Source organism: Curtobacterium phoenicis, assembly GCF_047238015.1.
Taxonomy (GTDB): Bacteria; Actinomycetota; Actinomycetes; order Actinomycetales; family Microbacteriaceae; genus Curtobacterium.
In genome coordinates, this window is sequence record NZ_JBDFLZ010000002.1 from 1,556,644 (window position 1) to 1,570,247 (window position 13,604).

The window sequence follows — 13,604 nt, forward strand, 5'->3', positions numbered from 1 at the left end:
ACGCGCACGACTCGTCCAGCGCCGAGCCCGGTGGCGCCGAGGAGATGGCCGACGCCCGGGCCATCGAGCACGACATGCACGAGCGCGCCTTGCAGACCCCGTCGATCGACCGCCAGCTCGAGGCGATCCTCATGATCGCCGACGAGCCCCAGTCGCTCGTCTCCCTCGCCGCAGCCGTCGGCGCTCCCGTTCCGGCGGTCCGGCAGGCGATCGAGCGACTCGTCGCCGACTTCGACGGCGTCGACGGGACCGTCCGCCGCGGCTTCGAGCTCCGCGAGGTCGGCGGCGGCTGGCGGTTCTACGTCCGCCAGGAGCTCGACGACGTCGTCGAGCAGTTCGTCGAGGCGGAGCGCCCCTCCCGGTTGTCCCAGGCGGCGCTGGAGACCCTCGCGGTGGTCGCCTACAAGCAGCCGATCACCCGCTCACAGATCGCGTCGATCCGGGCGGTGAACGTCGACGGGGTCGTCCGGACGCTCGTCGCGCGCGGCCTCATCGAGGAGTCGTTCACGGACGCGGAGACCGGCGCCATCAACTACGTCACGTCCGACCTGCTCCTGCAGCAGCTCGGCATCAACTCGCTCGACGAGCTGCCGCTCATCTCGCCACTCCTGGACGACGGTGCGGACGGCTTCGGGCAGAACGAAGGGATCCCCGATGGCCGCGCATGAGGAAGAACGACGAGGCGGCCCGCGGGGCGGGTCGGGTCGGACTGGAGGCGCGTCACGCGACCGCAACGCCGGCTCCGGCCGGGCAGGTGGCCGGTTCGGCGGCGAGGGCCGCGACGAGCGGGGTCGTGACGAGCGCGGCGACCGCGGTGGGTACCGCGGTCGCGACGACCGCGGAGATCGCGGTGGGTACCGCGGTCGCGACGACCGCGGAGATCGCGGTGGGTACCGCGGTCGCGACGACCGCGGAGACCGCGGTGGCCGTGGTGGGTACGAGCGCCGGGACGACCGGCCGTCGTCGGGCGGCGGGTACCGCGGCCGTGACGACCGAGGCGCGTCCGGTGGCGGGTACCGCGGCCGTGACGACCGAGGCGCGTCCGGTGGCGGGTACCGCGGCCGGGACGAGCGGTCCGGCGGCGACCGCGGTCGGTTCGTGAGCCGTGACGACGACCGTCGGCAGGGCGATCGCGGCGGGTTCGTCCGCCGCGAGGACGACCGCGGTGGGTACCGAGGGTCTTCCGACCGGCAGGGCGGTGGGTACCGCGGACGAGACGATGATCGAGGGGGGTACCGCGGGCGCGACGACCGGGGTGCGTCCGATGGTGGGTACCGGGGGCGCGACGATCGAGGTGCGACGGGCGGCGGGTACCGCGGCCGTGACGATCGAGGTGTGACGGGCGGCGGGTACCGCGGCCGTGACGATCGTGGTGCGACGGGCGGCGGGTACCGCGGCCGTGACGATCGTGGTGCGACGGGCGGCGGGTACCGCGGCCGTGACGACCGGGGCGCGTCCGGTGGTGGGTACCGCGGGCGTGACGACCGTCGGGGTGCGTCCCGCCGCGACGACGACCGGCGCCGCGAACCCGCCCGCGAGGACCGTCGCTCCCCGGACGGCCGGCCCAGCACGGTGTGGCACAACGGTCGCCGCTACGTCGGCGGCACCACCACGGCGCGCAACGGCGACCGGCCGCGCGGTGCCGGGCAGCGTCCCGACGTACGGCGCACCGGCGGTCCGCGGAGCGACCGGAACACGACCCCGCAGCCCGAGGGCGCTCGCGACGAGCACGGTCAACCGCTCGAGGGCACGCCCGAGCGCCCGATCATCCCGGACTGGGACGCCGCGGGCGGGACGGCGACCGCCGGGGCCGAGCCGAGCCTCCAGGCCGACGGTGAGCGCCTGCAGAAGGTGATCGCCGCTGCGGGCGTGGCATCTCGCCGCGTCGCGGAGAACCTGATCGTGGAGGGGCGGGTGACGGTGAACGGGGAGGTCGTCGAGGCCCTCGGGCGCCGGGTCGACCCGGAGTCCGACGCCATCGCGGTCGACGGGGTGCCGGTGCAGGTCGACACCTCCCGGCGGTACGTCGTCCTGAACAAGCCGGTCGGCATCGTGTCGAGCCTGCAGGACGAGCGCGGACGGCGCGACCTGTCCGAGTTCGTGGACCGGTACGAGGAACGGCTGTTCAACGTCGGTCGGCTCGACGCGGAGACCTCGGGGCTGCTCGTCCTGACGAACGACGGTGACCTCGCGCACGTGCTGGCGCACCCGTCGTTCGGCGTGACGAAGACGTACATCGCGAAGGTGCACGGCAACGTGAACCCCGCGACCGTGCAGCGACTGCTCGACGGCGTGGAGCTCGAGGACGGGCCGATCGCCGCGGACAAGGTGCGGCTGCTCGAGTCGTCCCGCGGGGAGTCGCTCGTCGAGATCACGCTGCACTCCGGTCGCAACCGGATCGTCCGCCGCATGCTCGACGAGGTCGGGCACCCGGTGCTCGACCTCGTCCGGCGGTCGTTCGGTCCGCTCCAGCTCGGGAGCCTGCCGATCGGCAAGACGCGCGAGCTGTCGACGGTCGAACTCGGCAAGCTGCTCGCCATCGCGCGGGACGCGTCGGGTTCTCCGCGGAGCGACGCGCACGAGGAGTCCACGGACTGAGGCGTCGGTAGGCTTGCGGGGTGACCGACGCCCACGCCCCGCTCGCCGAACCGGACATCGACCGGCGGCTCCGGGGGCCCGTGCGCGTCGTCGGAGCGGGCCTCCTCGGCGCATCGATCGGCCTGGCCCTGCGCGAGAAGGGTGTCGACGTCGTCCTCGACGACGTGTCGCCCGCCGCGTTGGCGCTCGCCGTGGACTACGGCGCCGGACGCCGACCGACGGACGAGGACGATCCGGAGCTCGTGGTCGTGGCGGTACCGCCGGACGTCGTCGCGACCGTCGTCGCCCGCGAGCTCGCCGCCTTCCCGAGCGCTGTGGTGACGGACGTCGCGAGCGTGAAGTCCGGGCCGCTCGCGGCACTCCGGGCAGCAGGCGCCGACGTCTCCCGGTACATCGGCTCGCACCCGATGGCGGGTCGTGAACGCAGCGGCCCGACCGCGGCCCGCGCCGACCTGTTCGTCGGGCAGCCGTGGGTGATCGCCGGCCACGACGACATCACGTACCAGCAGGCCGCGGTGGTCGAGGACCTCGCGCTCGACCTCGGAGCGACGGTGGTGCCGATGGACCCGGAGTCGCACGACCTCGCGGTGGCGTACGTGTCCCACACGCCGCAACTCGTGTCGACGCTGATGGCAGCACGGCTCCGCGACGCTCCCGACGGCTCGCTCGGCCTGGCGGGTGGCGGGGTGCGCGACGTCACCCGGATCGCCGCGAGCGACCCCGGGCTGTGGGTCCAGATCATCGGGGCGAACGCGGAACGGATCCGGCCGGTGCTCGCCGACCTCCGCGACGACCTCGACCGGGTGCTCGCCGCGCTCGACGACCCGCACGCGTCCGGCTCGCCGCGCACGCTCGCCGAGACGATCGCCGCCGGCAACCGCGGTGTCGAGCGGCTCCCGGGCAAGCACGGCACCACCAAGCGCTTCGCCCAGGTGGTCGTCCTCGTCGACGACACCCCGGGGCAGATCGCCGCGCTCCTCACGTTCATCGGGGAGATCGGCATCAACCTCGAGGACATGCGCCTCGAGCACTCACCGGGCGCGCAGATCGGCATCGTCGAGGTGTCGGTCGTACCCGAGCAGGAACAGCGACTCGTCGAGGAACTCGAGGGTCGCGGATGGAGGATCGCAGCAGCATGGGCCTGAACGACGACACGAACCGAGCGGTGCAGGACTCCGGAGTGACCGGTGGCCCCGACGGACCCGAGTCCGGGCTCCCGACGCCGGGCGACCAGCCCGGACCGCTGAGCGGCGGCGACGTCGCCGGCGGCCTCGACGGCCAGGGTGGGGGCGAACCGGGCTCCACGAGCGCGCCGGTCCCCGCCGGACTGCCGGACGGTGCCTTCGTCGCCAAGTTCGTCGTGGCGGTCGACGGTCCCGCGGGCAGCGGCAAGTCGAGCGTGTCGCGGGCAGCTGCCCGCGCGCTCGGCTTCGGCTACCAGGACACCGGCGCGGCGTACCGTGCGCTGGCGTGGCACGCCCTGCAGCAGCAGGTGGACCTCGACGACGCCGCAGCCGTCCTCGCCAGCTGGGACACCTTCGACTACGACATCGGCACCGATCCCGACGACTACTTCGTCCGGGTGAACGGCACCGACGTCACGGACGCGATCCGGACGCCCGAGGTCACGGCCGCGGTTGCCCACATCGCGAAGCTCCCCGAGGTCCGGCAGCGGCTCGTGCAGCTCTTCCGACAGGTCATGCGCCGCACCGACGCGCAGGGCATCATCACGGAGGGGCGGGACATCACCACGGTCGTCGCACCCGACGCCGAGGTCCGGATCCTGCTCACGGCGGACGAGTCGGTTAGGATGGCCAGGCGCTCGGCCGAGGTCACGACCCAGTCGGCCGCCGAGACCTCCGCAGCACTCGCCCGTCGAGACGCCGCGGACGCGAAGGTCGTCGACTTCATGAACGCCGCGGACGGCGTCACGACGCTCGACTCCACCGACCTCGACTTCGACCAGACCGTGCAGGCGGTCGTCGAGCTGGCCCGAAGCACGGCCACGAACTGATCACCCGCGGCCACCGGGCCGCACGCGAGGAACCCACACCATGGCCCAGCTGGACAACGACAACCCGGCGAACGACGAGTTCCCCGAGTACGACGCCGCCCTCGGCGAGCGGCTCGCCGACCTCGACGAGACCGAGGCGGAGCAGCGCACGACCGCGCTCCGCGCCGGCCTCGAGGACTACGAGCTCGACGACGAGGACCTCGCGCTCCTCGACGCGGGGCAGATCGGCGAGGACGGTACGTACTTCCTCCCGGCCCTGCCGGTGCTCGCGATCGTCGGCCGGCCGAACGTCGGGAAGTCGGCGCTCGTCAACCGCATCCTCGGCCGTCGTGAAGCCGTCGTGCAGGACGTCCCCGGTGTCACCCGCGACCGCGTGAGCTACAAGGCGGAGTGGAACGACAAGCGGTTCACGCTCGTCGACACCGGCGGCTGGGAGCCCGACGCGAAGGGCATCAACGCCTCCGTCGCCGCGCAGGCAGAGGTCGCCATCGACCTCGCCGACGCCGTGCTCTTCGTCGTCGACGTCACGGTCGGCATCACCGCGACCGACGAGCACGTCGTGAAGATGCTCCGCGGCACCGACCGTCCGGTCATCGTCGTCGCGAACAAGTCGGACGACGACCGCCGCGACCTCGACGCCTACGAGCTCTGGAACCTCGGGCTCGGCGAGCCGCACCCCGTCTCCGCACTGCACGGCCGCGGGGTCGCCGACCTGCTCGACCTCATCGTGAAGACCCTGCCGGACACCTCGGCGGTCGCCAAGCAGGAGGTCGGCGGGCCCCGTCGCGTCGCCATCCTCGGTCGCCCCAACGTCGGCAAGAGCTCCCTGCTCAACAAGGCCGCTGGCGAGGAGCGCGTCGTCGTCAACGAGCTCTCCGGCACGACCCGTGACCCGGTGGACGAGCAGGTCGAGCTCGGCGGACGTGTCTGGCGCTTCGTCGACACCGCCGGGATCCGGAAGCGCGTGCACCTGCAGCAGGGCGCCGACTTCTACGCCTCGCTCCGTACCACCGCGGCGCTCGAGAAGGCCGAGGTCGCCGTCGTCGTCCTCGACGTCACCGAGCCGATCTCCGTGCAGGACCTCCGCATCATCGACCTCGTGCTCGAGTCCGGCCGCGCCCTGGTCCTCGCGTACAACAAGTGGGACCTGCTCGACGACGACCGCCGCCGCTACCTCGAGCGTGAGATCGAGCAGGACCTGGCGCACGTCGCCTGGGCGCCGCGCGTGAACATCTCGGCGCGCACCGGCCGTCACCTCGAGAAGCTCGTCCCGGCGCTCGAGACCGCCCTCGACTCGTGGGACACCCGCATCCCGACGGGCAAGGTCAACGCGTTCATCGCCGAGCTCGTGCAGGAGCACCCGCACCCGGTCCGCGGCGGCAAGCAGCCCCGCATCCTGTTCGGCACGCAGGCGTCGAGCCAGCCGCCGACGTTCGTCCTGTTCACGACCGGCTTCCTCGACCCGCAGTACCGCCGGTTCATCACCCGGCGCCTCCGCGAGGTCTGGGGCTTCGAGGGCACGCCGATCAACGTCAACATGCGGGTGCGCGAGCGCCGCAAGCGGTAGCCGAGACCGCTCGTGTCCGACGACGCCCGTCGACGCGTCACCCCGAAGCGGGTGCTCGCGACGGCGGGCGTCGCCGTGCTCGTGGTCGGCGGGGTGTCCTGGGCCGTGGTGTCGTCACGTCCACCCGCTCCGGGCACCCTCGGGGCGACGCCGGGGGTGGCACGGACCCCGGCCGGCGCCGGCGTCGACCCGACCGCCCCGTGGGCGGAGCGCGTCCCGCCCGTGGCCGGCGACCTCATCCCCATCGACCGCTACGCCGCCGGGCACGTGTCGATCACACGACACGGGGCCGGCGGCCTCCGGATCACGATCGACCACTTCGACGTCGCGTGGCCGAGCGTCGAGGGTCCGGTGGACATCGGATCGGTGCGCGTGCTGCTCTCGGCCGGGCAGGTCGTCGGAGAACGCCGCGGGTACTGGGCGCAGCGCGGTGAGCCGGTCGACGTCGGTACGGTGGAGGTGGCGCCGACCGTGGTCGTCGACGTGCCGGCGTCGACGCGGCTGCCGGCCGACGTGCGCTCCCTCGTCCTCCTGCGTGGCTCCGATGACCCCGAGACCGACGACCGGGTCATCGGGGGTGCGGCACTCTTCCTCACGGAGTGACCCTGACGTCGACGCGGCGCCGGTGTGCCCGTCGATCGGGGTTCGTCTCCCGGACGCATGCGGCACCATGGGAGCGTGATCGTCCCGGACCGCCGACAGCGCCCCCGTCGCCCCCGCGCCCGATGAGGCGCGGGCGGAGGTTCCTGATCGGGGGAGCGGCTGTGGCTGCCGTCGTGCTGACCGCGCTCGGCCTCGGGATCATGCGCCACGACGGCGCGGCTCCCGACGGCTCGAAGGCGGAGACCACCACGACGACCGGTGCACCCATCAGGTCGCCGGGGCCGGCGTGGCTCCGTCCGACGAACGGACTCGGCGGCACGGCGTCCAGCGGGGGCGCGTCCGGGGGCGGCCAGGCCGAGCAAGAGGCAACAGACCACGGGCCCGGCACCGCTCCGTGGTGGCGCCGCGTGCCGCCGGTCGCGGGGACCCTCCGGACCCCCGACGGTCGACGGATCGGCCACGCCACGGTGCTCGCCTCCGACGGCGACACGCTGACCGTGACCGTCGTCGGCGCCGCGCGGCTCCCTCGGACCGCGACCAGGGCCGTGCTCACCGAGGACGACCGTACCGTCGTCGAACTGGGCAGTGTCACGTCGGGCGTGCGGGGCGTGGGGTTCGTCCTCACGGCGGCGGACGCCGAGCAGCTGCCCGATCCGGTCACCACGCTCGAACTCTGGGACGCGCAGGGCCGCACGGTCGCGACGGCCACGCTGCTCCCGGTCTGACGCGCGGGCGCCCGCCGCCCGGGGCGACCCGTGGCGGGCGCGCGCAGGATGGCGGTCGTGCACCGTGCCTCCCGGCCGTCACCCCACACACCTGACGGGAGGCGCAGTGCACGACCGCCCCGTCGGATGCGGCACCATGGTCTGGTGACCCTCCAGAGCAACGGCCTCGGCGCCGCCGCCGACCGGCTGTGGTGCCGCCTGCGGCTCGACCGCCTCGCCGGTGGTCGGCAGGCCGGGTACGTCATCCGCGAGGACATGCTCGAGCACCCCGACACCGTGCGCTCGTTCCGCTGGATCCGTTGGCTGCTCGTCGCCGAGACGGTCGTCGGGCTCACCGCGATCGTCGTCGCCGTCCTGCTGACCCGCGCGGGCCAGACCGTGCCGTGGGCGGTGTGGTTCCGTGCGACCGTCGTGCTGCTCATCACGCTGACGCTCTACGTGTTCGCGTGGCGGGCGCAGCTCGGGTACTACTGGGCCTACCAGCGGTTGCGGTTGTTCAGCCGGATCTTCCCGATCGTGACGCTCGTCGTCGCGGCGATCCCCGGGCTCTACCCGTTCTGGATGGTCGTCGAACAGATCGTGTTCTCGCTGCTGATGATCGGGATCGGGGACGTGCTCACCTCGGACCACATGCGGTCGACGTTCCCGAAGCCCGTACGGCGGGAGGGCGCCTGACGGTCAGTCCTCGGGACCGCCGGTCGCCAGCTCCTCGAACCCGGACGCCGCCCGCGACGCCGCGAGCGACGCCAACACCGCCAGCCCCTGCGCCGAGGCCGACCCGGGTTCCGCGTGGTGCACCACGAGGAGCTGCCCGTCCGTGCCACCGATGCCGAGCTTCTCCCGACGCAGCTCCAGTGCGCCGACCTCCGGGTGCCACATGCGCACCGCGGCACCGCTCAGTGGCCGGACGTCGTGCCGTGCCCACAGACTGCGGAAGTCCTCGCTGCCGAGGGACAGCTCGCCGACGAGCGCCGTGACGGCAGGATCCTGCACGTCAGTTCCGATGGACGCCCGGAAGGCCGCGACCATCCCCGCCATCTGGTCCTGCCAGTCCGGGTACCGTGCGGTCTCCGCGTCGTCGAGGAACATCGTGCGGAGCCGGTTCGCGCCCGCCCGCAGACCGGGCGCGAGCTCAGTGGCGAGGGCGTTCGCGGCGAGGACGTCGAAGGCGCGGTCCTCGACGAAAGCGGGGAGACCGATGACGTCGAGCAGCTGCAGCGTCCCGGTGGGCACCCGCTCCGCGCGGGCCGCTCGACGCCGTGGTGCCGGCGACGCCCCCGCCAACCCGTGCAGGTAGTCGCGGGCCACCCCGTCGAGGCCGAACACCCGCGCCAACGCGTCCAGGACCTGCACCGACGGGTTGCGGTCCCGTCCCTGCTCCAGCCGCAGGTAGTAGTCGGCGCTGATGCCCGCGAGCGTCGCGACCTCCTCACGGCGGAGCCCCGGCGTCCGCCGCACCCCGGTCACCCGGATGCCCGCATCCTCGGGGCGCACGAGCGCACGCCGTGCCCGGAGGTACTCGCCGAGGGTGTTGTCGTCCACGGCCCGATGCTACGGCCACGCCGCCAGCAGGATCCTGGTCCCCGTGGTCCCAGGGACGCCGGGGGACTGCCGGCCGGACCGGCATGCGCGCATCGTGGTGTCCATGACGAACACGACCCTCCCCGGCGGCACCTACCGACTCGCCGACGACCTCGAACTCACCCGTGTCGGGTACGGCGCCATGCAGCTCGCCGGACCCGGTGTCTTCGGCCCGCCCGCCGACCGCGACGAGGCCGTCCGGGTCCTCCGCACGGTCGTCGAGCTCGGGATCACCCACATCGACACCTCCGACTTCTACGGTCCGCACGTCACGAACGAGATCATCCGCGAGGCCCTGCACCCCTACCCCGCCGACCTGCACCTCGTGACGAAGGTCGGCGCCCGCCGCGACGCCGACGGGAACTGGCCGCACGCCCGCGAGCCACACGAGCTCGTCGAGCAGGTGCACGACAACCTCCGAAACCTCGGGCTCGACCAGCTCGACGTGGTGAACCTCCGGATGGGCGGCTTCGACGCGCCGGAACCCGGCAGCATCGCGCCGCAGTTCGAGGCGCTCGCCGAACTGCAGCAGCAGGGACTCATCCGGCACCTCGGACTCTCGACGGTGAACGCCGAGCAGCTCGCCGAGGCGCAGACGATCGCCCCCGTCGTCTGCGTGCAGAACATGTACAACGTCGCCCGCCGCGAGGACGACGCCCTCGTGGACGCCGCCGCCGCGCAGGGCATCGCCTACGTCCCGTACTTCCCGCTCGGCGGGTTCTCGCCGATCCAGTCGGGCGCGCTCGACGCGGTCGCCGACCGCCTCGGTGTGTCCCGCCTCACGGTGGCGCTGTCGTGGCTGCTGCAGCGCTCGCCGAACCTGCTCCTGATCCCGGGCACGTCGTCGGTCGCGCACCTGCGGGACAACGTCGCGTCAGCGGGGTTCGTCCTGCCCGAGGACGCCGTGGCCGAGCTGGACGCGATCGGCGCAGCCTGACGAGGTGACCAGGAGCCAGCCTGGAGGCGCGGTGCGGGCCGGCACCGCGCCTCCCGTCCGCCGGTGGTCGCGCCGCGCACGAGGAGCTCCGCGCGCTGTCCGACCCCATGGTGCGGCCCGCTCCGCTGCGGATACCCGAGCCCGCCCGGTTGCCCGGGCCGCCCGTGGGCCCGGGACCGCCCGGAGCCCGGGCTGCCCGGATGCGCGGCCCGGCCGGATGCGCGGTCCGGCCGGATGCGCGGCCCGGCCGGGGCCCGGCCCGGCCGGATGCGCGGCCCGGCCGGGGCCCGGCCCGGCCGGATGCCCGGCCCGTCTGGGTGCCTGGGTCCGCCCGGGCGGTCGGGGGACGCGCAGCCTCGGCTCGTCCGCGGCCGGACGGCGCATCCTCGGTGCATGACCGACGACGACGCCCCTTCGCTCCCCGGCGGGACCTACCGCCTCGCCGACGAACTCGAGCTCACCCGGTTCGGGTACGGCGCGATGCAGCTCGCCGGCCCGAACGTCTTCGGCCCGCCGAAGGACCGCGACGAAGCGATCCGGGTCCTCCGCGCCGTGGTCGACGCCGGCATCACCCACATCGACACGGCGGACTTCTACGGCCCGCACGTCACGAACGAACTCATCCGCGAGGCCCTGCACCCGTACCCCGCGGGGCTGCACATCGTGACGAAGGTCGGTACTCGGCGGGACGACAAGGGGCGGTGGCCGCAGGCACGGGAGCCCGAGCAACTCGTCGAGCAGGTGCACGACAACCTCCGGACGCTCGGGCTCGAGCAGCTCGAGGTCGTGAACCTCCGGGTGGGCGGCTTCGACGCACCGGAACCGGGCAGCCTCGCGCCGCAGTTCGAAGCGCTCGCCGACCTGCAGCAGCAGGGAATCATCCGGCACCTCGGTGTCTCGACGGTGACCGCAGAGCAGCTCGCGGAAGCGCAGGGCATCGCGCCGGTGGTGTGCGTGCAGAACATGTTCAACGTGGCGCGACGGGAGGACGAGGCACTGGTCGAGGCGACGGCGGAGCAGGGCATCGCCTACGTGCCGTACTTCCCGCTCGGCGGGTTCTCGCCGATCGACTACGCCACGCTCGACCGGGTCGCGGACCGGTTGCACGTGTCGAGGCTGACAGTGGCGCTCTCGTGGCTGCTGAAGCGGTCGCCGAACATCCTGCTCATCCCGGGGACGTCGTCGGTGGAACACCTGCACGAAAACATCGCCTCGGCAGGGTTCGACCTGCCGCCGGACGCCGTGGCGGAGCTGGAAGCGCTCGGCGCCGCCTGACCGGGAGCGGCGCGCGCAGCCGGCGCAGCGTCCCTTCGCGGCGGCAGCCGGCGCGATCCGGCATGCGGCGGGATCGCCGGAGCGTCAGGCCACCGTCGCCAGCGCGAACGGCAGCACGGCCGACGCTCCGGCCCGTCGGAGCTCCCGCCCTGCGACCGTCATCGTCCACCGGCTGTCCACGAGGTCGTCCACGAGCAACACCGGCCCCTGGTGCGACTGCAGGGCGGCCGCCAGTTCCGGACCGACGGCGTACGTGTCCCAGACGCCGGAGAGCCGGTAGGCGCTGTTCGTCGCGCCGTCGCCCCGCGGCGTCCCACCCGACCGGTCGAGCGTGCCGAGGAACTGCAGGCGTCCGATCGACGACAACGCCTGCGCGAGCGAGGCGACGAGCGCCGACCGCGACCGGGAGGACATGGCGACCACCCCGGTGGGGCGCTCGGCCCACGGCCAGTCCTTGAGCGCGCGGACGCACCCGTCGACGAGCTCCTTCGAGACCGGCCCGTCGGGCGTCGTGGCGGCGAAGAGTGCCCGCAGCGGACCACCCCACCCGAGGTCGGTGAGCCGGGCCACGGCGCGACCGGCCTCGACGAGTTCGTCGGCGCCGATCTTCCCGCGGACGGGGACGCCGAGCGCGCTCATGCCCGACGGCCACTGGGCGCGCGGCGCGATCTCGACCCCGACCTTGTCGAGCGCCGCGGCCGCGCCCGATGCGTCGGAGGACGACACGTCGGCCGGGTACCAGACGCCCGCGCAGTTGTCGCAGCGGCCGCAGGGCTCGGCGGACGGGTCGTCGAGGTCCTGCTGCAGGAGCTGCATCCGGCACGCCGACGTGGACTCGTACGCGAGCATCGAGGCGGCCTCGGCAGCACGGGCCGCGGCCACACGCTCGTACCGCGGAGCGTCGTACTCCCACCGCTGCCCCGTCGCGACCCAGCCGCCGGTGACGCGCTGCACGGCGCCGTCGACGTCGAGGACCTTGAGCAGGAGTTCGAGCGTCGATCGCTTGATGTCGACCAGCCCCTCGAGCGCGACGGTCGAGAGCGCCGATCCGGACGCGGACAGCGCGTCGAGCACCGCCGCTGCCCGGGCCTCGGTCGGCATCGAGGCGCTCGCGAAGTACTGCCAGATCTCGGTGTCCTCGCGACCGGGCAGGAGCAGCACGTCGGCGTTGTCCGTCGCACGCCCGGCGCGGCCGATCTGCTGGTAGTACGCGACCGGGGAGGACGGCGCCCCGACGTGCACGACGAACCCGAGGTCGGGCTTGTCGAACCCCATCCCGAGCGCACTCGTCGCCACGAGGGCCTTCAGCTCGTTGCCCTTGAGCTGCTGCTCGAGCTGTTCGCGTTCCTCGGTGTCGGTGCGACCCGTGTACGCGCGGACGGCGTACCCGTTCTCACGGAGGAGCCGCGCGATGTCCTCGGCAGCGGAGACCGTCAGCGTGTAGATGATGCCGCTGCCGGGCAGGTCGCCGAGGTGCGCGAGCAGCCAGCCGAGCCGTTGCCGGGCGTCCGGCAGGGTGAGCACCCCGAGCCGGAGCGACGCCCGCGCGAGCGACCCACGGATCGTGAACACGGGGTCGTCCGGGCCGGCCGTCAACTGCTCGGCGACGTCCTCGACCACGCGCTCGTTCGCGGTGGCGGTCGTGGCGAGCACCGGCACGCCGTGCGGCAGCGACCGGATGAGCTCCGCGAGCCGCCGGTAGTCCGGGCGGAAGTCGTGGCCCCAGTCGGAGATGCAGTGCGCCTCGTCCACCACGAGCATGCCCATGCGGGCGATCAGCGTCGGCAGCTGTTCGTCGCGGAAGCGTGGGTTGTTGAGCCGCTCGGGGGAGACGAGCAGCACGTCGACCTCGTCACGGGCGAGCGCCGCCTGTGTCTCGCCCCACTCGTGCGCGTTCGCGGAGTTGATCGACACCGCCCGCACCCCGGCGCGTGCGGCGGCCGCCACCTGGTCGCGCATGAGGGCGAGGAGCGGCGAAACGAGCACGGTCGGCCCGCCGCCGCGTCGCCGGAGGAGGAGCGTCGCCAGGAAGTACACGGCGGACTTCCCCCACCCGGTGCGCTGCACGACGAGAGCACGCTGCCGGTGCTCCACGAGCGCCGAGATCGCTTCGAGCTGTCCGGGGTGGAACACCGCGTCGGGGCGGCCCGTGAGCGCAGCGAGCGCCTGCTGTGCCTCGGCGGCGATCTCCGCCGACGGCGGAGCGATGCCGACGGGCAGCGCACCACCAGCACCGGACGGGTCGACGGTCGGAGCCGGGGTGGGGGTTTCCATGACCCCATCGTGTCAGGAGCGTCCGACGGA

13 protein-coding genes are annotated in these 13,604 nt (G+C 73.4%); 10 read left to right on the plus strand and 3 right to left on the minus strand.

What is annotated here, in order from left to right; genetic code table 11:
- The first annotated feature begins 74 nt into the window (after positions 1–74).
- Entirely contained in the window at positions 75–668 is a 594-nt protein-coding gene (gene scpB, locus ABC270_RS07640; protein WP_412882055.1) for an SMC-Scp complex subunit ScpB, read from the plus strand.
- Between the two features lie 52 nt (positions 669–720).
- Here scpB and ABC270_RS07645 read toward each other — a convergent pair whose 3' ends face one another.
- Positions 721–1,581 carry a hypothetical protein gene (locus ABC270_RS07645; RefSeq protein ID WP_412880226.1) on the minus strand — a complete coding sequence of 287 codons (861 nt, stop codon included), beginning with the start codon at positions 1,579–1,581 and terminating at the stop codon, positions 721–723.
- Between the two features lie 261 nt (positions 1,582–1,842).
- Between ABC270_RS07645 and ABC270_RS07650 the strand changes: the two genes are divergently transcribed.
- The 7 genes from ABC270_RS07650 to ABC270_RS07680 all read left to right on the plus strand — a co-directional run bounded on the left by ABC270_RS07650 (position 1,843) and on the right by ABC270_RS07680 (position 8,182).
- A complete protein-coding gene (locus ABC270_RS07650; RefSeq protein WP_412882056.1) occupies positions 1,843–2,598 on the plus strand; it encodes a pseudouridine synthase in 756 nt (251 codons plus the stop codon).
- A 20-nt stretch (positions 2,599–2,618) separates the two neighbouring features.
- Positions 2,619–3,743, plus strand: coding sequence for a prephenate dehydrogenase (locus tag ABC270_RS07655; protein WP_412880227.1), 1,125 nt, complete (start codon positions 2,619–2,621; stop codon positions 3,741–3,743).
- Between the two features lie 182 nt (positions 3,744–3,925).
- Positions 3,926–4,612, plus strand: coding sequence for a (d)CMP kinase (gene cmk, locus ABC270_RS07660; protein WP_412882057.1), 687 nt, complete (start codon positions 3,926–3,928; stop codon positions 4,610–4,612).
- 40 nt (positions 4,613–4,652) lie between these two features.
- Complete coding sequence (gene der, locus ABC270_RS07665) at positions 4,653–6,179, plus strand: ribosome biogenesis GTPase Der (protein ID WP_412880228.1); 1,527 nt, start codon at positions 4,653–4,655, stop codon at positions 6,177–6,179.
- Positions 6,180–6,191: 12 nt separating this feature from the next.
- Positions 6,192–6,782 (plus strand): hypothetical protein, encoded by a 591-nt coding sequence (locus ABC270_RS07670; protein ID WP_412880229.1) that lies wholly within the window; start codon positions 6,192–6,194, stop codon positions 6,780–6,782.
- A 161-nt stretch (positions 6,783–6,943) separates the two neighbouring features.
- Positions 6,944–7,507: a hypothetical protein gene (locus ABC270_RS07675; protein ID WP_412880230.1), complete on the plus strand. Its 564-nt coding sequence runs from the start codon at positions 6,944–6,946 to the stop codon at positions 7,505–7,507.
- Positions 7,508–7,651: 144 nt separating this feature from the next.
- Positions 7,652–8,182 (plus strand): hypothetical protein, encoded by a 531-nt coding sequence (locus ABC270_RS07680; protein WP_412880231.1) that lies wholly within the window; start codon positions 7,652–7,654, stop codon positions 8,180–8,182.
- A gap of 3 nt (positions 8,183–8,185) precedes the next feature.
- Here the strand turns inward: ABC270_RS07680 and ABC270_RS07685 are convergent, their stop codons facing one another.
- Entirely contained in the window at positions 8,186–9,049 is an 864-nt protein-coding gene (locus ABC270_RS07685) for a helix-turn-helix domain-containing protein (RefSeq protein WP_412880232.1), read from the minus strand.
- A 103-nt stretch (positions 9,050–9,152) separates the two neighbouring features.
- Here ABC270_RS07685 and ABC270_RS07690 point away from each other — a divergent pair, with 103 nt between their 5' ends.
- Both ABC270_RS07690 and ABC270_RS07695 read left to right on the plus strand, forming a co-directional pair.
- Positions 9,153–10,025, plus strand: coding sequence for an oxidoreductase (locus ABC270_RS07690; protein WP_412880233.1), 873 nt, complete (start codon positions 9,153–9,155; stop codon positions 10,023–10,025).
- Between the two features lie 393 nt (positions 10,026–10,418).
- Positions 10,419–11,300 carry an oxidoreductase gene (locus ABC270_RS07695; protein ID WP_412880234.1) on the plus strand — a complete coding sequence of 294 codons (882 nt, stop codon included), beginning with the start codon at positions 10,419–10,421 and terminating at the stop codon, positions 11,298–11,300.
- 84 nt (positions 11,301–11,384) lie between these two features.
- Here ABC270_RS07695 and ABC270_RS07700 read toward each other — a convergent pair whose 3' ends face one another.
- Positions 11,385–13,574: a RecQ family ATP-dependent DNA helicase gene (locus tag ABC270_RS07700; RefSeq protein WP_412880235.1), complete on the minus strand. Its 2,190-nt coding sequence runs from the start codon at positions 13,572–13,574 to the stop codon at positions 11,385–11,387.
- Between the last annotated feature and the right edge of the window lie 30 nt (positions 13,575–13,604).

What these genes read in the sequence shown, in the direction of transcription:
- scpB (WP_412882055.1), top strand. Translation starts at nt 75, where the DNA reads ATGCACGAGCGCGCCTTGCAGACCCCGTCGATCGACCGCCAGCTCGAG.
- ABC270_RS07695 (WP_412880234.1), top strand. Translation starts at nt 10,419, where the DNA reads ATGACCGACGACGACGCCCCTTCGCTCCCCGGCGGGACCTACCGCCTC.
- der (WP_412880228.1), top strand. Translation starts at nt 4,653, where the DNA reads ATGGCCCAGCTGGACAACGACAACCCGGCGAACGACGAGTTCCCCGAG.
- ABC270_RS07700 (WP_412880235.1), bottom strand. Translation starts at nt 13,574, where the DNA reads ATGGAAACCCCCACCCCGGCTCCGACCGTCGACCCGTCCGGTGCTGGT.
- ABC270_RS07690 (WP_412880233.1), top strand. Translation starts at nt 9,153, where the DNA reads ATGACGAACACGACCCTCCCCGGCGGCACCTACCGACTCGCCGACGAC.